Below are 24,600 nucleotides of genomic sequence, written 5' to 3'. Positions count from 1 at the left end.
ATTAAAAAATATCTTTTAATTTATTTTATTGTATGTTTAAAAACAGTGTTATTTAGTCATCTCTTTAAACTTTCCTTCAGTAATTACAATTTTTGAATCATTATCAGGATGAGTTGCCGTCAGGCTAAAAGTGCCTTCCACATAATTATCAGCTACAGTTGTGTAAGTTATTGTACCAGCAACATTATACTCCACAAATTCACCTGTTGATACATCAACTTTTTCCAAAGAAATCCCATTAGAAAAATCATTGCCTGTAAAAGAAAAAGTACCTGTTTTTAAATCTCCTTTCGGGAAAACGATGCCTAAACTGTATTCTCCATCATTCTGAACATTCAGCGTTGTAATTTGAGTCGACCATGTAGTAGAGCTGTCCAATGCCATACCATGCCAGCTTACACCATTAAATTTTGCAGAAGTTCCTAATCCTGGAATATCCGGGGTTGCATTTACATACGGCACATTAAATGAACCACTAACTGCTATAAAATCAGATTCTGTATCATATCCATCGATATACATTTTACCAGAAAATTTTACTTTCACCGTTTTATTGGCTGTATTCAGCTCTTCCAAGGTAAAAGTAAAAGTGTTGGAGGTAAAAACTTCCGAGGCTTCATGCGTAATTACAGGGCTTCCAGCTGATGCACCAAAAGTATTTGCCCCGTACAGATTGCCATAAACATTAAACACAAAATTAACTACAATTCCATCGGATGTTAAGCCTTTAACCTGCATGTAATCATCCATTTTTTTAGCTTCCCATGAATTAACTTTTTTTGTTTCGTTATTATAAACGAAGTCAAAGGAGCCTGTAGCAGATGGGTTCTCAGTATTTTCATTAGTATCATCTCCAGAAGAACAAGATGCGAAAATTGCAGAAAATAGAATAAAGGCAATAAATTTAATTTTTGTCATTATTAAAAGGTTAAGTTATTTTACAAATATAACTATTTTCTTATTTTATCCTCGTTTTGTTTCACAAAAGCATCCCAGCCAGAATAACTTTTGCCAGCGACAATTTTACCCGAATTAAAAAAATGACAAACCGCTGCTGCCAATCCATCTGTGGAATCCAGATTTTTAGGTAATTCTTTCAATCCCAATAATTGCTGGAGCATTTTGGCCACTTGTTCCTTGCTCGCATTTCCGTTTCCGGTAATGGCCATTTTTATTTTTTTTGGTTCGTATTCTGTGATAGGAATATCTCTGGAAAGTCCCGCTGCCATTGCCACGCCTTGTGCCCTTCCAAGCTTTAGCATCGATTGCACATTTTTGCCAAAGAAAGGCGCCTCAATCGCTATCTCGTCTGGATTGTGAGTATCTATCAATTCGATAGTTCGTTCAAAAATGATTCTCAGTTTTTGATAATGATTATCGTATTTGGACAATTGCAGTTCGTTGAGCTGCAGAAATTCCATTTTCTTGTTGACAACTTTTATCAGTCCGAAACCCATAATCGTGGTTCCTGGATCTATTCCTAATATAATGCGTTCTTTTGTCAAAGTATGTTTTTATTTAGCCGAATTACTTTCCATTTCTTCCAGCAACTTAATTATTTTATCCAATTTTTCGGTTTCAATTTTATCCAATCGAATTGCCAAAGCTTCAATTTCCAGCTTTGCATCCACATTTGTCTGATAATCCGATTGTGCCTGAACCCTGTCTCGTTCGCTCTGCCTGTTTTGCGACATCATAATAATAGGTGCTGCATAAGCTGCCTGAGTCGAGAAAAGAAGATTCAATAATATAAAAGGATAAGCATCCCAATGATATGCATAACCAACAAGATTCAATCCCATCCAGATTATTACAAAAACGGTCTGAAGAATTATAAACCGCCAAGACCCCATTCCATTGGCGACCCAATCGGCCAAACGGCTGCCAAAGCCTAATTCATCTTTGTGCTTTTCGTGCCATGTTTTGTTATTGCTCATTTTTGAAGAGTTTAGTTTTATGAATCTCTGTGCTATCTTATATACTAGTTTTCCTTTACTTTGCGGTATGATTTCAATACCACACAAAACTAAGCAATTCCTCGTACTTCTAGTCAAACTTTTGATTGTAGGCGGGGCATTTTATTTTATTTACAGCCAGCTGGCGAATAACGACAAACTGGACTGGCAAAAATTTTTAGTCCTGTTTCATAAAAATCAATCGGTTACTGGAATAGTTTTTATACTGCTTTTGAGTGTCCTCAACCGTTTATTTGAGATTTTAAAATGGAAATATTTGGTTTCCTATCTTCGGCCGATTTCTTTGGGCGAAGCAGTTAAACAAGTTCTCGCAGGACTTACAGCGGGTTTATTTACACCAAACGGCGTGGGCGAATACGCAGGAAAAGCACTGTATTTTGATAAAAAGGAAACTAAAAAAATAGTGTTTTTGAACCTGATCTGTAACGGAATCCAAATGATCCTGACTGTTATTTTTGGAGTTTTTGGACTGCTGTATTTCAATGCGCAATACAATGTGATTACTCAAAAATCGATTACCATCCTTTTTGGAATCTGCTTTTTGCTTTTTGCAGTTTTATTTTTTTCGAAAAAAGTAACTGTCAAAGGTTATTCAATTGAAAAACTGATTCATAAAATCAACGAAATCCCAAAATCGATTCATCAAAAAAATATGCTTTTGGCTATTTTACGTTATTTGGTTTTTTCCCATCAATACTATTTCCTGTTTCTGGCCTTTGATGTCGATTTACCTTATCTCATTTTGATGTCGGTGATTACAAGTGTTTACTTTTTGGCTTCGGCTCTGCCTACTTTTCAATTTTTGGATTTTGCCGTAAAAGGAAGCGTAGCTGTGTATTTCTTCGGAATATTGGGGGTAAATGAATGGGTGGTTGTCTTTGTTTCCACGCTGATGTGGTTGCTGAACGTAGTTTTACCCGTTATTTGGGGAAGCTATTATGTATTGAATTTCAAACCCAAAACGGCATTATGATTCTGTTTTTATTAGGCATAACAATCATTTATGTGCTTGCTGTAAGCTGGCTCATTTATGGTTTTACTATGATAAACCGATTTGAATATATTGGCTCAACGCCAAAAACCAGCTTCAGCATTATTGTTCCTTTCAGGAATGAAGAAGAAAATTTGCCAGTTTTATTGGAAAGTTTCTCAAAACTGAACTACCCCACTGATTTATTTGAAGTGATTTTGGTTGATGATGAATCAGATGAAAGATTGCAGATTGCAGACTACAGATTTAAGATTAATACTCTAAATAATATTCGAGTTTCAAATTCTCCCAAAAAAGATGCTATTACAACGGCTATGGAAATAGTGAAAACCGATTGGGTTATCACCACCGATGCCGATTGTGCAGTGCCTGAAAATTGGCTCTTGGCATTGGATAATTTTATTCAGCTGCATCATGTTTCAATGATTGCGGGTGCGGTTACTTATAATTGTCAAAATTCTTTTTTGCATCATTTTCAGCAATTGGATTTGGCGAGTCTGCAAGGCGCAACTATTGGCAGTTTTGGGATCAATAAAGGATTTATGTGTAACGGAGCTAATTTTGCCTACACCAGATCGTTTTTTCAAAAATTAAACGGCTTTGAAGGCAATAATGCGATTGCAAGCGGTGACGATGTTTTTCTGCTGCAAAAAGCCATAACCGAATACCCTGAAAAAGTGGCTTACCTAAAATCGAAAAATACCATTGTCACCACAAAACCCGTCAGTGACTGGAAATCATTGTTTTTCCAGCGCGTGCGCTGGGCTTCCAAAACCACTTCTTATCAAAGTCTTTTTGGGAAAAGACTGGGACTGATTGTCTTTCTGATGAATTTCGGTTTTGTTTATTGTTTTGTATTGACTTTTCTGGGGATGTTTCCTTGTTTTTTTATTGGGATTCTCTTCCTGATCAAGTTCGGAATTGATACAATTCTAATAAAACAGACAAATGAATTTTTAACGAAACATACAATCCGTTATCTGCTTTTAAGCAGTTTGTGGTATCCGTTTTTCAGTACTGCTGTGGCTTTGTATTCCTTATTTGGTAAATACGAATGGAAAGGGAGAAGATTTTAGACTTCAGATTGCAGATTTTAGATGTTTCTCAATATTCTTAATGTTATTACGCAAATCTTGTTATAAGAACGAATGCCCTAGCCCAGATGGGAACGGCATCCTGTTGTCCCGGGGTTCGGGACAACAGATATAGTGTACAGCTGGAAATAGCTCTTTATTTAAACAATACTCAAGTTGAAAATTTATGATGAAATCTGAAATCTATTCTACTCCACCTTTAAAATTACTGGAAGGATAAACTGGGTTTTTACTGGAATTCCCCTCTTTATTGCGGGATTAATTTTAGGAAAATCTATCAAACGAGCTTTGAGGATGCTGTCTATTTTTACTTTATCATAAGCCACCGAATCTCTAGGAAATTGTGGCTCGAACTTCATAGTGGCATTTGGAAAAACGGTCACTTTTACTTCGATAGTATCCAGCTCTGGATAGAGCATCGATAGGGTGTCATTGCTTAATTTCTCTTGTATCAGCTGCGTTAAAATCTCAAAAAAACATTGCTGGCGCTGTTTTTTATCTTCAATTTTATCACAGTCTACCATTGAGGGATACTCGTCTACTTCTTTCCAATTAATCGCTTTCAACTCCTTTTGCAGCAATTCTTTTTCGGAAGGAACCTCCTTGTCAAAGTACTGACAGGAATTAAAAAATATAAAAACTAAAAAAAGGAAATACTGCTTCAAGGCTTATTTTTTGAATGGGACTACTATTTTATAAAAATACAATTATTTTTCTCATATTCGTGCAGTGAATACAATGACGTATTTTCGAATTCAAAATTACTAAAAATATTTTTATGGATATCCTGCTTTTGTTTTTGGGCTTTATTTGTGTAATAGTTGGAATTTTTGGGAGTTTCCTTCCAGTTTTGCCTGGTCCAAGCATAAGCTGGGCTGGAATTCTGTTGCTTTACCTGACAAATGCGGTTCCCATTAATTATTGGGTATTGGGTATTTCGTTATTGATTACAATTGCGCTAAGCATTTTGGATTATATTATTCCAGCCAAGGGAACCAAGAAATTTGGCGGAAGTTCCTATGGCATCTGGGGGACTAATATTGGCTTGATTATTGGAATTTTTGCTCCAATTCCTTTTGGTTTTATTATAGGTCCATTTGCCGGCGCTTTTATTGGCGAACTGATACATGACAGCAAAGATCATCAGCGTGCCTTGAAAGCAGCAACTGGGTCTCTGCTCGGTTTTCTGGCTTCTTCTTTTATGAAATTTGTGGTATGTATGATGTACTTGGGATTGTTTCTTTGGATAGTGTGGCAAAATAGCGGCGCTTTATTGAAACTATCCTAAAATTTTAGGCTGGACAAAGCTGAACCCTGTTAAATGCCCGCATTATGGCTTTACCAAGGCCACCTCTTCTGCTGTAATCATCTTATTTTGTTTATTACTCCAGGAATTACAGATATAATTCATCACATCTGCGACTTCTTCATTGCTTAAACCCATTTGGGGCATAGTGCCATTGTATCTCTTTGAATTGACAATTATCTCCCCCGTCTGCCCATACTTTATAGCGTGAATACTCTCTGTTTTTTTCTTATTCAGCCAGTCGGAATTGTCTAAAGGCGGTACAATATCGCCATTCCCTTTTCCTGCAGCTAAATGGCATTGGATACAAAATTCAGCATACAGCTCCTTTCCTCTTGCCATGCTTTCCTGCAAAGGAGTCTGCTGGTCTGTTATCACAATGTAATTTAGATTGGGATTTGATTTTATAGATACTGTATTTAAAAAAAACAGCCCGCACAAAACTAACAGAGGAATATTACTGACTTTTGTAATCATCGATAATGTTTTAAATTACTTAATACTGAAATAAATCTCTATGAAAAGATTGATAATTGCAACGTTGTAATTTACTTGTCAGGGACAATTTTCAAGATTCCTTTTCCCTCTACACCAATGTAAATATAGCCATCAGGCCCTTGAATTACATTGCGCAATCTGCCAATATTGGCAGCTATTTTTTGTCTTCCAATAACTTTATTTCCATCTAATTTAAGCAACTCCAGGTACTGGAATTTTAAAGACCCCACAAGAAGCGCGCCTTTCCATTCGGGGTATTTCTTACCCGTTACAAAAGTCATCCCGCTAGGAGCAATTGATGGAATCCAGTAATACAGAGGATCTTCAATACCAGCCTTTTGTTTTTCTTTGCTTATAACCGTGTTATCATAGTCAATGCCGTATGTTACTACAGGCCAGCCATAATTAGCCCCTTTTTTTATAATATTGATTTCATCACCTCCTTGTGGTCCATGTTCATGTTCCCAAATAGCTCCCGTAATGGGATTTTTTACTAATCCCTGTGGATTACGATGTCCATATGAGTAAATAGCTTCCTTAGCTTTGGGCTGTCCAGCAAAAGGATTGTCTTTTGGTATGCTGCCATCATCATTCAATCGGTAAATTTTTCCGTTATCACGAGTAATGTCCTGTGGATTCACAAAATGATCACCTCTTTCTCCCGCCGAAAAATAAAGGTAGCCTTGATTATCAAAAACAATCCGTGAACCAAAATGATGGCTTTTAGTTGTGTTAGGTTCGCATTTATATAAAGATTCAATTTGTGTTAAGCTTTCGTTTTCAAGTTTTGCACGAATTAATCTGGTATTGCTTCCCTCTGTTTCTTTGCTGGAATAGGTAATATAAATCCAGCCGTTCTTAGCATAATTTGGATGCAATACTATATCGAGCAAACCTCCCTGTCCACGGCTGTAAACAGCTGGAACATTTTTGACTTCGGTTTTTACATTGTTCCTTACATGATATAATATGCCGCTTTTTTCGGTTACCAGTATTGATCCATCTGGAAGAAATGCCATTCCCCAAGGATTACTGATACCATCAATAACGGTTTCAAGAATATAGTTTTTCACTTCTTCCTGAAGAGGAATATCATTTGGATTTACCTGTTGTCCCTGACAGCTTAAACTTATAAAAGCGCAAATCAAGAGTGTGATTTTGACCATCTTTTTTTAATAAAAATAATAAATAAAGTTTCTACAGGCTGGTTTTTAACAATTAATTCACGCATCTAGGCTATAAGATCCGGCTATTAAAAAGATTACTGCGGTAATTTTTATAAAACATATTCACATGATTCATAACGACTTAAAAAACACCAATCATTTTTTCAGCTATCAAAAGCCGAAAAAAATTGACCCTCTTGATTAAAAAACTTAATTTGCCATCCAATTTCAAACCTACAATAAAACAATAATGCGCCTTTCACATTTATTTTACCTGCTTATTATCTGCACTATTACTACAGCACAAGCCCAATTAAAAGCCATAACCGATCAAACTGACTATCCTTTCTGGATTAATTTGCCTAAACAGGAAGTCTTAGATAACAAAGCCCCTGTAATCTTGTTTTTACATGGCAAAAGCCTTTCAGGAACAAACTTGAATCGGGTAAAACGATATGGAATACTCCGTGCTATTGAAACCGGAAAAGAAATTCCCGCTATTGTCATTGCACCACAAACTGCACACGGAGCCTGGAATCCAGACAAACTTTTAAAACTTTTGGAGTATGTGCAAAATAATTACAATACTGATTTGACTAAAGTGTATGTATGCGGCATGAGCCTGGGCGGTTACGGAACATTCGATTTTGCAGGCAAATATCCTGATAAAATTACAGCAGCAGTAGCTATTTGCGGAGGCGGTAATGTAAAAGATGCCTGCAATCTGGCAAAGATTCCAATGTGGGTTATACACGGTAATAGAGATTATATTGTTCCGCTTTCGGAGTCTAAAAAAATGGTCAAAGCCATCCAGACCTGCAATCCTGAAGCGAACCTTACTTTTACGATAGTCAAAGGAGGCAACCATGGCAGTGTTGAACATTATTTCAGAGAAGATAAAATTTATAAGTGGATGCTCGAAAAAACAAAATTCCTCCCATAAAAAATTCAGTTTTAAAAATACGGATTCCGCTGATTATCACCAATAATTGTGACAATCAGCGGAATTCGTGTTTTATATTTTGTTTTATTTCAAGGCAGCCTTAAGTTCTTCCAAATTCACTTTTTTCTGTTCACCAGAAACCAGGTTTTTCAAGCTGAATTGATTTTCATTCATTTCTTCGCCTCCTACAATTACTGCGTAAGGTATAAGTCGTTTGTCAGCATGCTGGAACTGTTTGGCAACTTTAGCATTGTCTGGATATAATTCTACTTTTATTCCATCGGCGCGCAGTTCCTTTATGGCTTTCATCGAATAGAAAGCTTCTTTTTCGCCATAGTTAATGAACAAAGCTTTCGAAGCAGAAGTAACCGCTTCTGGAAACAATCCTAACTCTTCGATAACCAGATAAATGCGGTCAAGCCCAAAAGAGATTCCTACTCCGCTCATATTTTTTAATCCAAAAATACCTGTAAGGTCATCATAGCGACCACCACCACCAATGGATCCCATTGAAACGGTTTTTGGAGCTGCAACTTCAAAAATGGCTCCTGTATAATAATTTAATCCTCTTGCCAATGTTACATCCAAATCCAAATTGGCAGTAGACAATCCTAAATTCAATACGTTATCACAAATGAAACGCAGTTCTTCTACCCCTTTTAATCCTTCGGCTGAAGAAGACAATAAAACGGAAAGTTTTTCAATTTTCTCCGAAATGGTTCCCGTGAAGTTAAATAAAGGTTGAACCTTAACAATCGCTTCTTCGGAAATTCCTTTTTCGATCATTTCTTTCTTTACGCCATCCTCGCCTATTTTATCAAGTTTATCAAGAGCTACCGTAAAATCAATCAATTTATCAGATGCACCAATGACTTCGGCAATTCCGGAAAGTATTTTTCGGTTATTGATTTTAACTGTAACTCCCTGCAATCCCAAAGCGGTAAAAACAGAATCATACAATTGTACTAACTCTACTTCTTGCCACAGCGATTTTGAACCTACCACATCGGCATCACATTGGAAAAATTCCCTGAAACGGCCTTTCTGCGGACGGTCGGCACGCCAAACAGGCTGAATCTGGTATCTTTTGAATGGAAATTCGATGTCGTTTTGATGCTGTACTACGTAGCGGGCAAATGGAACAGTTAAATCGTAACGCAACGCTTTTTCGGAAATACTTGATGTTAATCGTGTACTGTCTTTGGCTTCCAAGTGAGTTTCATTGGCTTTAGCCAAATAATCCCCAGAATTTAATATCTTAAAAATCAATCGATCGCCTTCTTCTCCATATTTTCCCATCAAGGTATCGGAATTTTCGAATGAAGGAGTTTCTATAGGCTGAAATCCAAATTTTTCAAAATTATTTTTGATGATCTGGATAATGTATTGTCTTTTTGCCACCTCGGCAGGTGAAAAATCTCTGGTTCCTTTTGGAATGCTTGGTTTTGAAGCCATTTATTTATATTGTTAGATTTTCAGATTTATTAGATTCTTGGATTCAGATAAAAATTAACTAAATCCAAAAACATCCTTTTTAAATAATTCTGCAAATATCCTACTTTTAAAATAATTCCGTTTGAAAATTTCAACTTTTAATTTAAACTTCTTCAATAACGAAATGCTAGCGAAGCGAATTGACGAAATAAATAGCTCCTTAAAAAATAGTATTATTTCGCAAATTATATTTGTAACAAAAATTGTATTTTGGTGTCAAACACTCATGATGCTAAAATTATTTAAGGAAAATATCAGAATTGCATTTGGCTCTATCCGAACCCAATTATTGCGAACCATTTTGACGGTGATGATTATTGCTATTGGTATAACGGCTTTGGTTGGAATCCTGACCGTGGTGTCAGCACTCGAGAACACATTATCATCGGATTTTGCTTCGATGGGAGCCAATACTTTTAACATTAATCAATATGAAAACACCTCCCGACGCCGTGGTGGCGATGAACGCGAAATTATAAACCCTATTATTTCCTATCCCGAAGCGGTGGCTTTCAAGAACAAATACAACTACCCAATGACCGAAACGTCATTATCTTTTACCGCCACATCGACTGCCGAAGTGAGATATGAGAGTTTAAAAACAGACCCTGAAATAAATGTTTTGGGTGTTGATGATCATTTTTTAGGCAACTCCGGCCTAGAAACCAGTTCGGGAAGAAATTTTACCAATTTTGACATTTCGAACAACGCTTATGTTTGTGTATTGGGATCTGATTTTGCAAAAGGAATCCTTAAGGATGTAAACCCTATTGGCAAAACGATTTCCATACGAGGTGCAAAATTCAAGGTGATTGGCATGCTGAAGGAGAAAGGATCGACCTTTGGAAACAGTCAGGATTTAAGAGTTTTAATTCCTATACAAGTTGCCCGTTCGTTATTTACTGCTCCAAACATTAATTATTCTGTCAGTGTTATGGTAGGCAAAAAAGAATTATTAAGCCAAGCGACTGACTATGCTATAAGCACCATGCGCAGAATCCGGAAACTGAGTCCAGTAAAAGACAATAATTTTGGAATTGTACGAAGTGACGATTTAATAAATAGAATATTGAGCATCACACAATATTTGGGTATCGCCTCTTGGCTTATCGGAATTATTACAATCTTAGGATCATCAATTGCCTTGATGAATATCATGATTGTTTCGGTAACGGAACGTACGAGAGAAATTGGAGTCAGAAAAGCTTTGGGTGCCAAAAAAACTACTATTGCCTTTCAGTTTTTTATTGAAACATTACTGATTGGCCAAATAGGGGGCTTTGTAGGGATTATTTTTGGAATTCTGATAGGTTTTGCGATTTCGAGTGCTATGGACTTTGCTTTTGTTATTCCGTGGGGAGCAATTATGGCAGCTGTAATTACCAGTTTTATAGTAGCTGTGGTTTCTGGATTATATCCTTCGGTGAAATCGGCAAATCTGGATCCCATTGAGGCGTTGCGTTATGAGTAGGTTTCAGATAGCAGATTTTAGATAGCAGAAGGCAGGCAAAAACAGTATTCAGAAGGCAGATTAAGTAGATTACTGATATAATAAAAAAACTAATAACTTTCAAGACACTATGAGATTTCAAGATTTATTAGCCTACAAGAAATCATTTGAATTAGCAATGTCTATCTATCATTTAACGAAAAACTTTCCACCAGAAGAAAAATATTCTTTAACAGATCAAATTAGGCGTTCTTCAAGAAGTGTTTCTGTAAATATTGCTGAAGCGACCAGAAAGAGAAGATATGTAAATCATTTCATTTCCAAGCTAACGGATAGTGACGCCGAAAACTCAGAAACTCAATCTTGGTTAGAATATTCTTTGGCTTGTGGATATATCAATCAAGAAAATTTTGATGGCTTAACTTCAAAAAGTATAGAAATTGGAAAATTATTAAATTACATGATGTCCAATCCTGACAAGTTCAATTAAATTCTGAGAACTGTTTTCTGCTATCTGCAACCTGTTATCTGAAATCTGCCTTCATCATCCTGTCATTTCCATAAATATCTTTCCTCAATTCAATATTCTTAAAATTCATTGCTTCCAATAAATCAACCATTTCTTTTCCTAAATACTGATTGATTTCAAAATACAATTCTCCAGAATCTGATAAGTTCTTCTGAGCCAATTCGGATATTTTTCTATAAAAAATCAAAGCATCATCGTCTTCAACAAAAAGTGCCAGATGCGGTTCATTGTCCAAAACATTTTTCCTGATTTCCTCTTTTTCAAGATGTCGCACGTAGGGCGGATTTGAAACAATAATATCAAACTCTCGACCTAAATCTGCTGTTTCCAGAATACTTTGATGAAGAAACGTAATATTTACTTCGTTGCGGACTGCATTTTTTTTGGCTGTTGCCAAAGCTTTTTCAGAAACATCAAGAGCAAAAACCTGAGCATTTGGAATGTTTTTTGCCAACGAAATAGCAATACAGCCACTTCCCGTTCCAATATCCAGAATTTTCAGATTTTGACTTTCGGCTTTCGGCTTTTGACTTTCTAAAATCCAATCTACCAATTCTTCTGTCTCAGGTCTTGGAATCAAGACATTTTCATTGACTTCGAAATCCAATCCATAAAAACTGGTTTTCCCAAGCAAATACTGAATAGGGATTTCCAATTTCAATTGTTCTAAAATTAAATTCCAGACAGCAATTTCTTCTTCAGAAAATATCAAATTGGGATGCAGAGCCAAATCAATCCTTTTCAGCTGCTGTTTTTTTTCTAAAATCAAATAGAAAAAACTCTCCGCTTCACCTTCATCATAAATCGGAGTAAGAGTTTCAATAAATTGAGCTCTATATTCTTTTATTTTCATAATCTACCGCAAATTCGCAAATCTTATTTTTTAGATTTCAGTCTTAAATCTGAAATCAAATATCGTTAATCAAAAATCTACAATCTTAAATCTTTAAGCATCCAGACTGGACAGCTTGTATGCCCAGTGCTCCCCATTGACGAGCAGATATTTTCGAAACCCGATTTTTTATACAGTTTTTGAGCATCATTCATAAAAGGCATTGTTTCCAGATAACACTTTTCGAAACCAAAATCACGGGCACTTTGCAAACATTGCTCCATCATTTTACTGCCTATTCCCTTTCCTCGGATTTCTGGAAGAAAATACATTTTTTGTAATTCGCAAAAAGTTTCGGCTTCATTTGCAAGTTGAGCAATTCCAGCACAACCAAAGATTTTCCCTTCACTTTCCACCACATAATAAACAGATCTTGGCTTGCTATACTCTTCAAACATGAAATCGAGATAAGGATCTTCGTAAGCAGTTCCTGTCTTTGGAATATTCAATTCATCAAAAACATCTCTTATTAATTGAGCAACCTGCTGATTGTCTTCTTTTTGTATTTTTCTGATAATCCAATTGTTCATTATAGCTGCATTTTTAATTTTAAACCACAAAAATAACCATTGTCATTGGTAAAACATCCAAACTTTCAAACTAAATCCTAATTTCAAAATCACTATTTTTGCAAGGTGAAGATACATGAAAAATACATGAGCCGCTGCATCGCTCTGGCCAAAAACGGTCTTGGAACCACTTACCCAAATCCTATGGTTGGAAGCGTCATTGTTTATGAAGACAAAATCATAGGCGAAGGCTGGCACAAAAAAGCTGGCGAGCCTCATGCCGAGGTAAATGCCGTAAACTCTGTCCAAGACAAATCATTATTATCAAAAGCGACTATCTACGTCAGCTTGGAACCTTGCAGCCACTTTGGAAAAACTCCTCCATGCTCTGATTTAATCATAAAAAACAAAATCCCAAATGTGGTCATTGGTACCGTAGATCCTTTCAGCGAAGTTTCAGGAAAGGGTATAAAAAAATTAATTGAAGCGGGAATTCATGTTACTGCTGGAGTTCTGGAAGAGGAATGCAATGAGTTAAACAAGCGTTTTTTTACTTTTCATCAAAAGAAAAAACCATACATTATATTAAAGTGGGCGCAAAGTCAGGATGGCTTTATTGCTCCTTTAGAAAAAAGCGAGAAAAAACCAGTTTGGATCAGCAATCAATATTCGCGACAACTGACACACAAATGGCGTACTGAAGAACAGGCTGTTTTGGCAGGAACGCAAACCGTAATCGATGATAATCCAAAACTGAATGCCCGAGACTGGCAGGGAAACAATCCAGTCCGAATTGTATTGGATCAAAATAATCGCATTCCGAAAGAGAATGCTGTTTTTGATAATCAGTTAAAAACGATTGTCTTTACGAATTCTGAAAACGCCATCTCGGAAGAAAACACTACCTTTGAAGTAATTGATTTTAAACAGAATATAGCCGAACAAATCGTTGATTCATTATACCGACAAAACATTCAATCGGTTATTATAGAAGGCGGACTACAGACCTTACAGACCTTTATCGATGCTGATCTTTGGAACGAAGCTCGAATTTTTACAGGAAAAACTACATTAGACAAAGGAATCAAAGCTCCTTTACTGCCAAAAACAGGTTCCGAAAAACATTTAATTGAAAAAGACGAACTTACAATAATTAGAAACCATGATTAATGCTATTATTTTTGATTTTGGAGATGTATTTATCAATCTGGACAAACAGGCAACTTTAGACGGTTTAAAAAATCTTGGCATACCCCATTGGAACGAAGATTTAAACCAATTGAATTTACAATATGAAGTAGGCGCAATTTCGGGTGATGATTTTTTATCTGGAATTCAAAAACACACTAACGATGCTTCGATTGAAGATATCCGTGCAGCGTGGAATTCCATATTAGCCGACTTCCCATTATACAGATTGGAATTTCTTCAAATGCTTTCGCAAAAGTACCGCTTGTTTCTATTGAGCAATACCGATGCGATTCACATAGAAACTTTCGAACAAAAAACGGGAGCTTCGTTTTACAGCGATTTTTACCAATGTTTTGAAAAAGTATATTTCTCTTTTGAAATTGGAATGCGGAAACCCAATCCTGATGTATACAGCTTTGTACTCGAACAGCATGGACTGCAGGCCAAACAAACCTTATTTATAGATGACAAAAAAGAAAATACAGATGCCGCGGCGGCACTTGGTCTTCAAATTTGGAATTTACAAGTAGGAGAAGAAGACGTTGTTCATTTATTTGATAAAAAAATCATTCAATAGAAATGGCAAAAATCAATTGCAATGGCAATAACAATGAAAAAAAACGAAAAACTAATATAATAGCCGCATATTCCTAAATTTTAAATTGATATTGACTTTTTGATATTGATATTGTCATTGACAAATGAAAGATACCTATAACACTATTGCATTTTCTTCTGAAGAAACTCTATTTAAAGAAAAAAGCAGCAAATTCTTTGGCTATGCTTTCCCAATCGAATCCGAAGAAGAAGTAAAACCTATTATCGAAGTCTTAAAAAAGAAGCACCCCCACGCTGTTCATTACTGCTACGCCTATCAAATTGGAACCGAAACCATTCAATACAGAGCCAACGATGATGGAGAACCCAGCAATACGGCGGGAACACCAATTTATGGCCAGATACAATCTTTTGGACTAACTAACGTTCTTGTAGTTGTAGTCCGGATTTATGGAGGAATAAAATTAGGCGTTGGCGGTTTGATAACTGCTTACAGGACTTCGGCACAAATGACACTGGAAACTTGTGAGATAATTGAAAAAACCATTGATATTTCTTTTCAGATTTCATTCGATTATAAAAACATGAATAAAGTGATGCGTGTAATCAAAGAAAAAAAGCTGGATATTGTAAATCAGGAAATGGAAATAAATGAAGAAACGAATTTGCCAATTGGAAAATTTGTGATAAAAACCAGAAAAAAAAATGCCGAAATGATATTCGACACTTTTAATTCATTGTTTGAAATTGACATAAAAAAACTGTAAATTCTCATAAAAAAGAACACATTCTGATTATTATTCAAAGGATTTTAATAGTTCCAAAATGTAAGACGGAGGAGCGGTTGGCCTGCCCGTTTTTAAAGACACAAAAACCAGCAAAAATTGGGCAGTTGTTAATAACTCTTTCGCTTCATTATAAATAGCACAATCAAATTCAATCTTGACAGACGTCTGACTTTTGAAAACCGTATGCACCGTTAACAGCTCATCATATCTAGCTGATTTTTTATAGCTGATATTCATGTTCACGATTGGGAGACCAATACCGCTTTCCTCCATGCTTTTATATGAAATCCCTTTGTTTCTAAGCCATTCGACTCTTCCTATCTCAAAATAGGGAATATAATTTCCGTGATAAACAACGCCCATTTGATCCGTTTCGGAGTAACGCACACGGATTTGAATTTGATGATCTTTCATTAATTTTGCATTAAAAATTTAAACTCAAAAAAGCTTCTTACAATAATTTTTTCAAAAATTATATCTTAAAATATTTTTTTTTACAGATAATTGTTCACATATTTGTTATCCCGAAAAAAGAATAATTTTCTCATTCTTTTTGTAAGATAATAAGCACCCAGAATAAATAATTTTAACTAGATATATGAACAAGACTGCACAATCAGTATGGGAAAACTGTCTGTCCTTTATAAAGGACAACATTCAAGATCAAGCCTACAAAACTTGGTTTGAACCAATTAAATCAGTTGAGCTTACCGATAATGCATTATATATTCAAGTACCAAGTAAATTTTTCTACGAATGGCTGGAAGAACACTATGTAAAATTATTAAAAGTGGCCTTGACCAAAGAACTTGGAAAAAATGCAAAGTTACTCTATAAAATTAAAATGGAAAACACTTATGGTAACAAACAGCCGTTTACGGAACAGCTGCCAAGTGCCAATAGAGGACCTGTAAAAGCGCAGGAAGTAGATGCGCCTTTTAAAAATCTTAACCCTGAATTAAAAAATCCTTTTGTAATTCCTGGAATCCGAAATTTAAAAATTGAATCGCAACTAAATGCCAATTACAGTTTTGATAATTTCCTTGAAGGAGATTCCAATAGATTAGCCCGCTCTGCAGGTATGGCTGTCGCCAACAAACCTGGAGGAACATCCTTTAATCCGTTGTTGATTTTTGGAGGGGTTGGACTGGGAAAAACGCATTTGGCGCATGCCATTGGAGTTGAGATTAAAGACAAATTTCCTGAAAAAACCGTTCTATATATTTCTGCCGAAATTTTCACGCAACAATATATTGACTCGGTAAAGAAAAACAATAGAAATGATTTCATTCATTTTTACCAATTAATCGACGTTTTAATCATTGATGATGTTCAATTCCTTTCTGGAAAATCCGGAACACAGGACGTATTCTTTCATATTTTCAATTATTTGCATCAAAACGGAAAACAGGTAATCCTTACTTCAGACAAGGCTCCTGTAGACATGCAGGATATTGAACAGCGTTTGTTATCCCGTTTCAAATGGGGATTGTCTGCAGAATTGCACCAACCGGATTACGAAACCAGAATTTCTATCCTAAAAAATATCCTATATCGAGATGGTGTCGAAATGCCAGACGAAATTATAGAATATGTTGCCAGAAACATCAAAACAAATGTTCGCGAACTGGAAGGTGCCATCATATCATTGATCGCCCAATCTTCGTTCAACAAAAAAGAAGTGACCATTGAATTAGCCAAAAGTGTCGTAGAAAAATTTGTAAAAAATGTAAAGAGAGAAATCTCTATCGATTACATCCAGAAAATTGTTTCCGATTATTTCCAATTGGACATAGAAACCTTACAATCTAAGACGAGAAAAAGACATGTTGTGCAAGCGAGACAATTAGCGATGTTTTTTGCTAAAAAATTCACTAAGGCATCCTTAGCCAATATTGGATCTCAAATAGGAGACCGCGATCACGCTACCGTACTGCACGCTTGTAAAACAGTAGACAATTTAGTCGCTACCGACAAGCAATTCAAAAAGTATGTCGAAGATATCAATTCAAAATTAACGCTATAAAGCAATGCCTGTTAAAGTTTTAATGGTTTGTCTGGGCAACATCTGCCGGTCTCCTCTGGCAGAAGGCATATTAGCATCTAAACTTCCTAGTGAACTATTCCAGGTAGATTCTGCAGGAACAGGTTCTTGGCATGTTGGCCATTCACCAGACAAACGATCCATTTCGACCGCCAAAAAAAATGGCTTAGATATCTGCAATCAAAAAGGAAGACAGTTTTCGAGAGCTGATTTCGATACTTTTGATTATATTTTTGTGATGGATAACAGCAATTACAATGACGTGATTCATCTGGCACAAAACGAGGCTCATAAAAACAAAGTTCAGCTGATTTTAAACGCTATATTTCCTGATGAAAATGTAGATGTTCCAGATCCTTATTATGGAATGGCAAATGGTTTTGACCAAGTGTATCAAATGCTCGATGATGCTTGTGAAGTAATAGCAAAGATGCTGATCGCTAAACATTCGTAAAAAATACGTTTTTATCTTTGCTTTCATAACAAAAATCGTTTTAGAAGCAAAACACAATAACATCTGATTATGAAACCGACACCTCTTTTTGGAAAATTGTACTTAATTCCAACTACAATGGGCGATTGCGACCCATTGGATGTTTTACCGCAAACCATAAAAAGATGCGTAGATCTCATTGATTACTATGTAGTTGAAAATGATAAAACTGCCCGTAAATCTATAAAACTTACTAATCCCGAGAAAAAGCAATCCGAATTAAAGCTTTTTGTTCTCAATAAACATACCGAAACAAAGGAACATCAAGAGTTCATCAAACCTCTTTTGGAAGGAAAAAACATGGGACTCATGAGCGAAGCCGGCTGTCCGGGAGTAGCCGATCCCGGTGCAGTAATCGTAAAACTAGCCCACGAAAAAGGAATTCAAGTCGTTCCGCTGGTTGGTCCTTCCTCTATTCTATTGGCTATAATGGCCTCTGGAATGAACGGGCAGAGCTTTACTTTTCACGGTTATTTACCCATCGAAAAAGACGAAAAAAGAGCGAGTTTTAAAAGTTTAGAAAGAACTTCATTCGAAAAAAATCAATCTCAGATTTTTATAGAAACTCCGTACCGCAACAATAAATTACTGGAAGATTTAATCCAAACCTTGCATCCTGAAACCCATTTATGCATTGCAACAGATATCACTCTGCCAACGGAATACATCAAAACAAAAAAAATTTCGGCATGGAAAAAAGAATCTATTGACTTACACAAACGCCCTACAATTTTTATCATTCATAAAATGTAAACTTTTAAAAAATATAAAATGAAAAAAATTTTAATATTAGTTTTAATCAGTTTGTCTCAATATGTATTTTCTCAATCGGAAAACAACTCAAGCAACAACTCTCCTCAAGCTGTCATTAATGAAGATAACAGTATCCATGCCTTAACCGGTGTAGAAGTAAAACCTGTATTTCCTGGAGGATCGGAAGAGCTATATCGTTTCATAAAAGAAAACTACAAAATCCCAGAAACAGCTGGATTAAAAGGAAAAATTTATATTACTTTCATAATCGAAAAAGATGGATCATTAAGTGACATAAAAGTGATTAGAGATCTTAAACATGGCACAGGTGAAGAAGCTATAAGAGTATTAAAAATAGTACCACATTGGATTCCAGGCAAACAAAATGGCAAGGCAGTAAGAGTTCTTTATTCTATGGCAATACCTATAAATCAATAAAAATGTTTTTATATTTAGGCTTATAAGTTTCTAATACCATATTTTTATGAGTAAACTGCCACATATAAGCACAAGCATTTTTACAGTAATGTCCAAAATGGCTTTTGAGTACAATGCAATTAATCTTTCGCAAGGATTCCCTAATTTTCCCGCAGATAAAAGATTAACCCAAATCATTTCACGGCTGGCGACTGAAGATGTACACCAATACACACCCATGTCTGGCTATCCTCCATTATTGGCCAATATTGCACGTTTAGTACAATCCTTTTACCAGCGTGACATCCTTGAAACTGAAATATTGGTTACAGCAGGTGCCACTCAAGCGATTTTCACTGCACTGCTGGCTTTATTAAAAGAAAATGACGAAGTAATTATTCTTGAGCCAAGCTATGATTGTTATGAAGCTCCAATTTTATTAAGCAAAGCCAAACCCGTTCGTGTAGCACTGAATGACGATTACACACCTAACTGGAATACCATTTCAAATGCTTTTTCAGAAAAAACCAAAATGATTATCATCAATAATCCGCATAATCCAACTGGCAAAATTCTAAATACTTCCGATCTGGAAAACCTTGAAACACTTCTGGAAAAACACCCCAATGTTTTATTGCTTTCAGATGAAGTTTACGAACACATTACCTTCGAACAAAAACATATTTCAACCCATACCCGAAAAAAACTGCTCGACCGCTGCATTACAGTTTCTTCATTTGGCAAATCATTCCATGTAACAGGCTGGAAAATAGGTTATCTTGTCGCTCCTGGTTATTTGATGAAAGAAATCAAAAAAGTCCATCAATTTCTGGTTTTCAGCGTCAATAGTATCTGCCAGATAGCCGTTTCTGAGTATTTGGATTTGGTTAATATAAATGAAATCAGCCCGTTTTATCAACAGAAAAGAGATTATTTCAGAACATTATTAAAAAAAAGCCGATTCGAATTGATGCCATGCGAAGGAACTTATTTCCAGACAGCATCGTATGCCAATATTTCGAATGAAAATGACGTAGATTTTTGCAAACGATTAATCAAAGATTATGGTGTTGCTGCCATTCCGATATCCTCTTTTTATGAAAATGGAAAAGATTTAAAACTGATACGCTTCTGTTTTGCCAAAGACAATCTCACATTAGAAGAAGCCGCAAGAAGATTGAGTCAAGTATAGTTACTAAATTACTGAGGTGTTAAGTTTCTAAGATTTTTCAAAAGCCTTCAGTTTCTCCATATCTCAGAAACTTAAAAACTTACAAACTAGGCAACTTAAAAATTATGCATGCATACTATTTTATTTTGTTATATTTACAATTCAAAATATAAAACATTATGAGTTATACCGATAAAATGTTAAGAGACGATGCATTACAAGGCAAAGTAATAGTGGTTACAGGAGGCGGAAGTGGCTTAGGAAAAGCGATGACTAAATATTTCCTGGAGTTGGGCGCAAAAGTTGCCATTACTTCCAGAGATTCAGACAAACTGAAAAATACAGCACAAGAATTAGAAACTGAAACGGGCGGCACGTGTTTACCAGTTCAATGTGATGTCCGTCATTATGAAGAAGTCGAAAATATGCTGCAGGAAGTCTTAAAAGCGTTTGGGAAAGTAGATGTATTATTGAACAATGCTGCGGGCAACTTTATTTCACCAACTGAACGTTTATCAGCAAATGCTTTTGATACTGTTATTGATATAGTTTTAAAAGGAACCAAAAACTGTACACTTGCCTTTGGAAAACACTGGATCGATGCTAAACAGAGTTCGGCGACTGTTTTGAATATTGTTACCACCTATGCCTGGACAGGTTCGGCCTACGTGGTTCCAAGTGCCACAGCAAAAGCCGGCGTTTTGGCAATGACAAGAAGCTTGGCAGTAGAATGGGCAAAATACGGAATCCGAACCAATGCAATAGCTCCCGGACCATTTCCTACCAAAGGAGCCTGGGATAGATTATTGCCAGGAGATCTGGCTGAGAAATTTGATATGGCAAAAAAAGTTCCTCTGAAAAGAGTAGGCGATCATCAGGAATTAGCCAATTTAGCAGCATATTTAGTTTCTGATTTTTCTGCTTACGTAAATGGCGAAGTAATCGTAATTGATGGAGGCGAATGGCTCAAAGGTGCTGGACAATTTAATTTATTGGAAGCCATTCCCGAAGAACTTTGGGATCAGTTAGAAATGATGATTAAAGCTAAAAAGAACCGCTAGCCAAACAAAATGCTAAAATTCATTTTATTTTTGAGCATATTAACATAACACAACTGCAAGAGAGAGCTATAAAGTTCTCTTTTGCATTTTAATTAAAACACAATAACTGCCAATATTCATTAACTTATATACAGAAGTCTAAAAACTATTTGTTTTTGTTAACAAAATAGATTTTCAAAACCCATAAATAATTGTATTTTTACCGTTCAAAATTTAGAAAATAAATGGGCAAAATCATAGCGATTGCAAATCAGAAAGGCGGAGTTGGAAAAACAACAACTTCAATTAACCTAGCTGCTTCACTTGGTGTATTAGAAAAAAAAGTATTACTAATAGATGCTGATCCTCAGGCAAATGCCACATCTGGATTAGGAATTGATGTCGAAACAGTTGAAACTGGGACCTATCAAATTCTCGAACACAGCCACACACCGCTGGAGGCTGTCATCAAATGTTCCTCTCCAAATGTTGATTTAATTCCTGCACATATTGACCTTGTCGCGATTGAAATCGAACTGGTGGATAAAGAAAACAGAGAATATATGCTCAAGACTGCCTTGGAAAGTGTAAAAGATCAATACGATTATATCCTGATTGACTGTGCGCCATCTCTTGGATTATTAACCTTAAATGCTTTAACAGCTGCGGATTCAGTGGTTATACCAATTCAATGTGAGTATTTTGCATTAGAAGGTTTAGGCAAATTATTGAATACCATAAAGAGTATCCAGAAAATACACAATCCTGATTTGGATATTGAAGGTTTATTATTGACCATGTTTGATTCCAGATTGCGTTTATCTAATCAAGTTGTAGAAGAAGTTCAGAAACATTTCAACGACATGGTTTTCGAGACCGTAATTCAACGAAATGTAAAACTGAGCGAAGCCCCAAGTTTTGGAGAAAGCATCATTAATTATGACGCAACCAGCAAGGGAGCTGTTAATTACATTCATTTAGCCCAAGAAATTATAAAGAAAAACAGCAAATAGCAGTATGTCAAAAGCAATAAAAAAACAAGCCTTAGGTAGAGGTTTATCTGCATTATTAAAAGATCCTGAAAACGATATTCAATCGGTAGAAGATAAAAATGCAGATAAAGTTGTAGGGAATATTATAGAGCTTGAAATTGATGCTATAGAAATAAATCCATTTCAGCCCCGAAGCAATTTTAACGAAGAATCATTACGCGAATTAGCCACTTCTATCAAGGAATTAGGTGTAATTCAGCCTATTACTGTTCGCAAATTAGATTTTAATAAATACCAGCTAATTTCGGGAGAGCGCCGTCTGCGCGCTTCAAAACTTATTGGACTTACAACTGTTCCTGCCTATATCCGGATAGCAAACGATAACGAATCGCTAGTAATGGCCCTGGTTGAAAACATCCAGCGTCATGACTTAGATCCAATAGAGATTGCACTTTCATACCAGCGATTAATTGACGAAATTCAATTAACGCAGGAACAAATGAGCGAAAGAGTTGGTAAAAAACGCTCTACAATTGCCAATTATTTAAGACTATTAAAACTAGACCCAATCATTCAGACTGGAATACGTGACGGTTTTATCAGTATGGGGCATGGCCGTGCTATCATCAACATAGATGATCATGACGTACAGACGGATATTTATCAAAAAATAGTCAGCCAGAATCTTTCGGTCAGAGAAACGGAGACTTTGGTAAAAAACTATCATGAAAGCTTAAAACCAAAGCCTGCTATACCTGCAAAAACTGCTTCTTTTGAGATTAATGATGAAGATGTTAGTACTTTCAACAAATATTTTGGCACGAAAATAGATGTAAAAGTGGCTGGAAATGGCAAAGGAAAAATCACCATCCCTTTCCATTCTGAAGAAGATTTCAATAGAATTATAAAATTAATAGAAGGGTAGTGAATAAAATCATATTCATAGGTCTATTGCTTTTTCTTGCTGGAAATGCAGCTGTTTTTGCACAAGCAAAAAAAGAACCTGTTATACAGCCAAAAGATACTTTAAAACTAGTAGAAATAGACCCTTTGACACCAGCAAAAGCTGCCTTTTATTCAGCAATATTACCCGGGCTTGGTCAAGCATATAATAAAGCATACTGGAAAATTCCAATAGTTTATGGAGCAATTGGAACCAGTTTATATTTTTATGCCGACAGCAAAAAAAGATACAACGAATACAGAGATGCCTACAAAAGCCGTTTATCTGGTAATCCCGATCCTAATTACAATTATCTTTCAGATACTCAATTAATTTCTGCACAAGAGTTTTACCAAAGAAATGCTTCGCTTTCAGGCTTTTTTGTACTTGGCTTTTATGTACTTAACATAATTGATGCTAATGTCCATGCCGCATTAAGACAATTCAACGTAAATCAAAGTTTATCGGTAAGACCGGAAATAACTCCAGATGCTGTAACATTAAAAGCAAATCTTGGACTAACACTTAATTATCGTTTTTAGATTTGGAAATCGTCCTTGTCTATTAAAAAAATCAAAAAAATCATATAATGAAAATTGCACTTTTAGGATACGGAAAAATGGGACAGGTAATTGAACGAATTGCCGTAGAAAGAGGACACGAAATTGTTTTGAAAAAAGACGAATTCAATACTTATGACGGGCTTTCATCTGCCGATGTTGCTATAGATTTCAGCGTACCAACAGCTGCAGTTGATAATATTTCCAGCTGTTTTCATGCTAATGTTCCTGTAGTTTCCGGAACAACTGGATGGCTCGAGCATTATGATGAAATGATTGCACTTTGTAAAGAAAAAAATGGAGGGTTCATTTCCAGCTCTAACTTTAGCCTTGGCGTGAATTTATTCTTTGAATTCAATGAATATCTAGCCAAAATAATGGCTCCTTTCCCTCATTATAAAGTAGAAATGGAAGAAATTCATCATGATCAAAAACTGGATGCACCAAGCGGAACAGCTATTTCACTTGCAAAGGGCATTATTGAAAACAGCAATTATACGGGATGGACATTGAACAAACCAGAAGAAAATGACCCGAGCGACAGCGAGCAGGCGAAGCAAATCCATATAGAAGCAGTAAGAACTGGAACTGTTCCAGGAACCCATACCGTGGCCTACAACTCCGAAGTGGATTCTATCGAAATAAAGCACACGGCTCATAACCGAGAAGGATTTGCATTAGGAGCGGTAATCGCTGCGGAATGGCTCGCTGGCAAACAAGGTGTTTATACGATGAAAGATGTATTGAATTTAAATTCTAAATAACAATCCCAAATACAAATTTAAATAGAGTTCGATCACAA

At 35.9% G+C, this 24,600-nt stretch carries 29 protein-coding genes; 19 read left to right on the top strand and 10 right to left on the bottom strand.

Annotated features, from left to right (window positions below):
- Positions 1–48: 48 nt before the first annotated feature.
- The 3 genes from ABEG11_RS15985 to ABEG11_RS15975 are packed head-to-tail and all read right to left on the bottom strand — an operon-like array spanning position 49 to position 1,937.
- Positions 49–918: a hypothetical protein gene (locus ABEG11_RS15985; RefSeq protein ID WP_348825182.1), complete on the bottom strand. Its 870-nt coding sequence runs from the start codon at positions 916–918 to the stop codon at positions 49–51.
- 32 nt (positions 919–950) lie between these two features.
- On the bottom strand, positions 951–1,505 hold the full coding sequence (gene ruvC / locus ABEG11_RS15980) for a crossover junction endodeoxyribonuclease RuvC (protein WP_348825181.1): 555 nt from the start codon (positions 1,503–1,505) through the stop codon (positions 951–953).
- Between the two features lie 9 nt (positions 1,506–1,514).
- A complete protein-coding gene (locus ABEG11_RS15975; protein WP_348825180.1) occupies positions 1,515–1,937 on the bottom strand; it encodes a DUF1003 domain-containing protein in 423 nt (140 codons plus the stop codon).
- 67 nt (positions 1,938–2,004) lie between these two features.
- Here ABEG11_RS15975 and ABEG11_RS15970 point away from each other — a divergent pair, with 67 nt between their 5' ends.
- On the top strand, positions 2,005–2,949 hold the full coding sequence (locus ABEG11_RS15970) for a hypothetical protein (protein WP_348825179.1): 945 nt from the start codon (positions 2,005–2,007) through the stop codon (positions 2,947–2,949).
- Positions 2,946–4,043 carry a glycosyltransferase family 2 protein gene (locus ABEG11_RS15965; protein WP_348825178.1) on the top strand — a complete coding sequence of 366 codons (1,098 nt, stop codon included), beginning with the start codon at positions 2,946–2,948 and terminating at the stop codon, positions 4,041–4,043. The genes ABEG11_RS15970 and ABEG11_RS15965 overlap by 4 nt, the downstream gene beginning before the upstream one ends.
- 206 nt (positions 4,044–4,249) lie before the next feature.
- Here ABEG11_RS15965 and ABEG11_RS15960 read toward each other — a convergent pair whose 3' ends face one another.
- Complete coding sequence (locus tag ABEG11_RS15960; protein WP_348825177.1) at positions 4,250–4,726, bottom strand: hypothetical protein; 477 nt, start codon at positions 4,724–4,726, stop codon at positions 4,250–4,252.
- A 113-nt stretch (positions 4,727–4,839) separates the two neighbouring features.
- On the opposite strand from ABEG11_RS15960, the gene ABEG11_RS15955 reads away from it, so the two are divergent.
- The gene (locus ABEG11_RS15955; protein WP_348825176.1) at positions 4,840–5,349 is read left to right on the top strand and encodes a DUF456 domain-containing protein; all 510 of its coding nucleotides are present in this window, start codon (positions 4,840–4,842) and stop codon (positions 5,347–5,349) included.
- A gap of 42 nt (positions 5,350–5,391) precedes the next feature.
- Here ABEG11_RS15955 and ABEG11_RS15950 read toward each other — a convergent pair whose 3' ends face one another.
- Complete coding sequence (locus ABEG11_RS15950; RefSeq protein ID WP_348825175.1) at positions 5,392–5,844, bottom strand: c-type cytochrome; 453 nt, start codon at positions 5,842–5,844, stop codon at positions 5,392–5,394.
- A 71-nt stretch (positions 5,845–5,915) separates the two neighbouring features.
- Positions 5,916–7,031 (bottom strand): PQQ-dependent sugar dehydrogenase, encoded by a 1,116-nt coding sequence (locus tag ABEG11_RS15945; RefSeq protein WP_348825174.1) that lies wholly within the window; start codon positions 7,029–7,031, stop codon positions 5,916–5,918.
- 250 nt (positions 7,032–7,281) lie between these two features.
- Between ABEG11_RS15945 and ABEG11_RS15940 the strand changes: the two genes are divergently transcribed.
- Positions 7,282–7,974, top strand: coding sequence for a carboxylesterase family protein (locus ABEG11_RS15940; protein ID WP_348825173.1), 693 nt, complete (start codon positions 7,282–7,284; stop codon positions 7,972–7,974).
- A gap of 84 nt (positions 7,975–8,058) precedes the next feature.
- Here the strand turns inward: ABEG11_RS15940 and hisS are convergent, their stop codons facing one another.
- Entirely contained in the window at positions 8,059–9,429 is a 1,371-nt protein-coding gene (gene hisS / locus ABEG11_RS15935; RefSeq protein WP_348825172.1) for a histidine--tRNA ligase, read from the bottom strand.
- Positions 9,430–9,694: 265 nt separating this feature from the next.
- Between hisS and ABEG11_RS15930 the strand changes: the two genes are divergently transcribed.
- Entirely contained in the window at positions 9,695–10,939 is a 1,245-nt protein-coding gene (locus ABEG11_RS15930; protein ID WP_348825171.1) for an ABC transporter permease, read from the top strand.
- 109 nt (positions 10,940–11,048) lie between these two features.
- Entirely contained in the window at positions 11,049–11,408 is a 360-nt protein-coding gene (locus tag ABEG11_RS15925) for a four helix bundle protein (RefSeq protein WP_348825170.1), read from the top strand.
- A 34-nt stretch (positions 11,409–11,442) separates the two neighbouring features.
- On the opposite strand, the gene prmC is transcribed toward ABEG11_RS15925, so the two are convergent.
- On the bottom strand, positions 11,443–12,300 hold the full coding sequence (gene prmC, locus ABEG11_RS15920) for a peptide chain release factor N(5)-glutamine methyltransferase (RefSeq protein WP_348825169.1): 858 nt from the start codon (positions 12,298–12,300) through the stop codon (positions 11,443–11,445).
- Positions 12,301–12,377: 77 nt separating this feature from the next.
- Entirely contained in the window at positions 12,378–12,869 is a 492-nt protein-coding gene (locus ABEG11_RS15915) for a GNAT family N-acetyltransferase (RefSeq protein ID WP_348825168.1), read from the bottom strand.
- 105 nt (positions 12,870–12,974) lie between these two features.
- Here ABEG11_RS15915 and ribD point away from each other — a divergent pair, with 105 nt between their 5' ends.
- From ribD to ABEG11_RS15900, 3 genes are all read left to right on the top strand, one after another.
- A complete protein-coding gene (gene ribD, locus ABEG11_RS15910) occupies positions 12,975–14,018 on the top strand; it encodes a bifunctional diaminohydroxyphosphoribosylaminopyrimidine deaminase/5-amino-6-(5-phosphoribosylamino)uracil reductase RibD (RefSeq protein WP_348825167.1) in 1,044 nt (347 codons plus the stop codon).
- Positions 14,011–14,616, top strand: coding sequence for an HAD family hydrolase (locus ABEG11_RS15905; protein ID WP_348825166.1), 606 nt, complete (start codon positions 14,011–14,013; stop codon positions 14,614–14,616). Before ribD ends, ABEG11_RS15905 begins: the two co-directional genes overlap by 8 nt.
- Before the next feature lie 124 nt (positions 14,617–14,740).
- Positions 14,741–15,364 (top strand): IMPACT family protein, encoded by a 624-nt coding sequence (locus tag ABEG11_RS15900; RefSeq protein ID WP_348825165.1) that lies wholly within the window; start codon positions 14,741–14,743, stop codon positions 15,362–15,364.
- 30 nt (positions 15,365–15,394) lie between these two features.
- Here ABEG11_RS15900 and ABEG11_RS15895 read toward each other — a convergent pair whose 3' ends face one another.
- Entirely contained in the window at positions 15,395–15,799 is a 405-nt protein-coding gene (locus ABEG11_RS15895; RefSeq protein WP_348825164.1) for an acyl-CoA thioesterase, read from the bottom strand.
- Between the two features lie 184 nt (positions 15,800–15,983).
- Between ABEG11_RS15895 and dnaA the strand changes: the two genes are divergently transcribed.
- The 10 genes from dnaA (at position 15,984) to dapB (ending at position 24,562) form a co-directional block, all read left to right on the top strand.
- The gene (gene dnaA, locus ABEG11_RS15890) at positions 15,984–17,411 is read left to right on the top strand and encodes a chromosomal replication initiator protein DnaA (protein WP_348825163.1); all 1,428 of its coding nucleotides are present in this window, start codon (positions 15,984–15,986) and stop codon (positions 17,409–17,411) included.
- Between the two features lie 4 nt (positions 17,412–17,415).
- Positions 17,416–17,883 carry a low molecular weight protein-tyrosine-phosphatase gene (locus tag ABEG11_RS15885; protein WP_348825162.1) on the top strand — a complete coding sequence of 156 codons (468 nt, stop codon included), beginning with the start codon at positions 17,416–17,418 and terminating at the stop codon, positions 17,881–17,883.
- Between the two features lie 69 nt (positions 17,884–17,952).
- Positions 17,953–18,675 (top strand): SAM-dependent methyltransferase, encoded by a 723-nt coding sequence (locus ABEG11_RS15880; protein ID WP_348825161.1) that lies wholly within the window; start codon positions 17,953–17,955, stop codon positions 18,673–18,675.
- Positions 18,676–18,693: 18 nt separating this feature from the next.
- Positions 18,694–19,113, top strand: a complete 420-nt coding sequence (locus ABEG11_RS15875) for an energy transducer TonB (RefSeq protein ID WP_348825160.1) — start codon at positions 18,694–18,696, stop codon at positions 19,111–19,113.
- Between the two features lie 46 nt (positions 19,114–19,159).
- A complete protein-coding gene (locus ABEG11_RS15870) occupies positions 19,160–20,284 on the top strand; it encodes a methionine aminotransferase (protein WP_348825159.1) in 1,125 nt (374 codons plus the stop codon).
- Positions 20,285–20,442: 158 nt separating this feature from the next.
- Positions 20,443–21,324 (top strand): SDR family oxidoreductase, encoded by an 882-nt coding sequence (locus ABEG11_RS15865; protein WP_348825158.1) that lies wholly within the window; start codon positions 20,443–20,445, stop codon positions 21,322–21,324.
- A 224-nt stretch (positions 21,325–21,548) separates the two neighbouring features.
- Positions 21,549–22,316 (top strand): ParA family protein, encoded by a 768-nt coding sequence (locus ABEG11_RS15860; RefSeq protein ID WP_348825157.1) that lies wholly within the window; start codon positions 21,549–21,551, stop codon positions 22,314–22,316.
- Between the two features lie 4 nt (positions 22,317–22,320).
- Positions 22,321–23,220 carry a ParB/RepB/Spo0J family partition protein gene (locus ABEG11_RS15855; RefSeq protein WP_115814433.1) on the top strand — a complete coding sequence of 300 codons (900 nt, stop codon included), beginning with the start codon at positions 22,321–22,323 and terminating at the stop codon, positions 23,218–23,220.
- Positions 23,220–23,780, top strand: a complete 561-nt coding sequence (locus ABEG11_RS15850) for a DUF5683 domain-containing protein (protein ID WP_348825156.1) — start codon at positions 23,220–23,222, stop codon at positions 23,778–23,780. The genes ABEG11_RS15855 and ABEG11_RS15850 overlap by 1 nt, the downstream gene beginning before the upstream one ends.
- A 47-nt stretch (positions 23,781–23,827) precedes the next feature.
- Positions 23,828–24,562, top strand: a complete 735-nt coding sequence (dapB, locus tag ABEG11_RS15845) for a 4-hydroxy-tetrahydrodipicolinate reductase (RefSeq protein ID WP_348825155.1) — start codon at positions 23,828–23,830, stop codon at positions 24,560–24,562.
- Positions 24,563–24,600: the final 38 nt, after the last annotated feature.

This window comes from Flavobacterium aestuarii (assembly GCF_040049115.1).
Lineage (GTDB): Bacteria > Bacteroidota > Bacteroidia > Flavobacteriales > Flavobacteriaceae > Flavobacterium > Flavobacterium aestuarii.
The sequence above is the reverse complement of the archived record's forward strand: the minus strand, read 5'-3'. Positions and strand labels throughout refer to the sequence as shown.

What these genes read in the sequence shown, in the direction of transcription:
- ABEG11_RS15955 (WP_348825176.1), top strand. Translation starts at nt 4,840, where the DNA reads ATGGATATCCTGCTTTTGTTTTTGGGCTTTATTTGTGTAATAGTTGGA.
- ABEG11_RS15905 (WP_348825166.1), top strand. Translation starts at nt 14,011, where the DNA reads ATGATTAATGCTATTATTTTTGATTTTGGAGATGTATTTATCAATCTG.
- ABEG11_RS15895 (WP_348825164.1), bottom strand. Translation starts at nt 15,799, where the DNA reads ATGAAAGATCATCAAATTCAAATCCGTGTGCGTTACTCCGAAACGGAT.
- ABEG11_RS15875 (WP_348825160.1), top strand. Translation starts at nt 18,694, where the DNA reads ATGAAAAAAATTTTAATATTAGTTTTAATCAGTTTGTCTCAATATGTA.
- ABEG11_RS15855 (WP_115814433.1), top strand. Translation starts at nt 22,321, where the DNA reads ATGTCAAAAGCAATAAAAAAACAAGCCTTAGGTAGAGGTTTATCTGCA.
- ABEG11_RS15970 (WP_348825179.1), top strand. Translation starts at nt 2,005, where the DNA reads ATGATTTCAATACCACACAAAACTAAGCAATTCCTCGTACTTCTAGTC.
- ABEG11_RS15930 (WP_348825171.1), top strand. Translation starts at nt 9,695, where the DNA reads ATGATGCTAAAATTATTTAAGGAAAATATCAGAATTGCATTTGGCTCT.
- ABEG11_RS15860 (WP_348825157.1), top strand. Translation starts at nt 21,549, where the DNA reads ATGGGCAAAATCATAGCGATTGCAAATCAGAAAGGCGGAGTTGGAAAA.
- prmC (WP_348825169.1), bottom strand. Translation starts at nt 12,300, where the DNA reads ATGAAAATAAAAGAATATAGAGCTCAATTTATTGAAACTCTTACTCCG.
- ABEG11_RS15975 (WP_348825180.1), bottom strand. Translation starts at nt 1,937, where the DNA reads ATGAGCAATAACAAAACATGGCACGAAAAGCACAAAGATGAATTAGGC.
- ABEG11_RS15915 (WP_348825168.1), bottom strand. Translation starts at nt 12,869, where the DNA reads ATGAACAATTGGATTATCAGAAAAATACAAAAAGAAGACAATCAGCAG.
- hisS (WP_348825172.1), bottom strand. Translation starts at nt 9,429, where the DNA reads ATGGCTTCAAAACCAAGCATTCCAAAAGGAACCAGAGATTTTTCACCT.
- ABEG11_RS15940 (WP_348825173.1), top strand. Translation starts at nt 7,282, where the DNA reads ATGCGCCTTTCACATTTATTTTACCTGCTTATTATCTGCACTATTACT.
- ABEG11_RS15865 (WP_348825158.1), top strand. Translation starts at nt 20,443, where the DNA reads ATGAGTTATACCGATAAAATGTTAAGAGACGATGCATTACAAGGCAAA.
- ABEG11_RS15950 (WP_348825175.1), bottom strand. Translation starts at nt 5,844, where the DNA reads ATGATTACAAAAGTCAGTAATATTCCTCTGTTAGTTTTGTGCGGGCTG.
- ABEG11_RS15925 (WP_348825170.1), top strand. Translation starts at nt 11,049, where the DNA reads ATGAGATTTCAAGATTTATTAGCCTACAAGAAATCATTTGAATTAGCA.
- ABEG11_RS15985 (WP_348825182.1), bottom strand. Translation starts at nt 918, where the DNA reads ATGACAAAAATTAAATTTATTGCCTTTATTCTATTTTCTGCAATTTTC.
- ABEG11_RS15965 (WP_348825178.1), top strand. Translation starts at nt 2,946, where the DNA reads ATGATTCTGTTTTTATTAGGCATAACAATCATTTATGTGCTTGCTGTA.
- ABEG11_RS15885 (WP_348825162.1), top strand. Translation starts at nt 17,416, where the DNA reads ATGCCTGTTAAAGTTTTAATGGTTTGTCTGGGCAACATCTGCCGGTCT.
- ABEG11_RS15880 (WP_348825161.1), top strand. Translation starts at nt 17,953, where the DNA reads ATGAAACCGACACCTCTTTTTGGAAAATTGTACTTAATTCCAACTACA.
- ABEG11_RS15945 (WP_348825174.1), bottom strand. Translation starts at nt 7,031, where the DNA reads ATGGTCAAAATCACACTCTTGATTTGCGCTTTTATAAGTTTAAGCTGT.
- ABEG11_RS15900 (WP_348825165.1), top strand. Translation starts at nt 14,741, where the DNA reads ATGAAAGATACCTATAACACTATTGCATTTTCTTCTGAAGAAACTCTA.
- dnaA (WP_348825163.1), top strand. Translation starts at nt 15,984, where the DNA reads ATGAACAAGACTGCACAATCAGTATGGGAAAACTGTCTGTCCTTTATA.
- ABEG11_RS15870 (WP_348825159.1), top strand. Translation starts at nt 19,160, where the DNA reads ATGAGTAAACTGCCACATATAAGCACAAGCATTTTTACAGTAATGTCC.
- dapB (WP_348825155.1), top strand. Translation starts at nt 23,828, where the DNA reads ATGAAAATTGCACTTTTAGGATACGGAAAAATGGGACAGGTAATTGAA.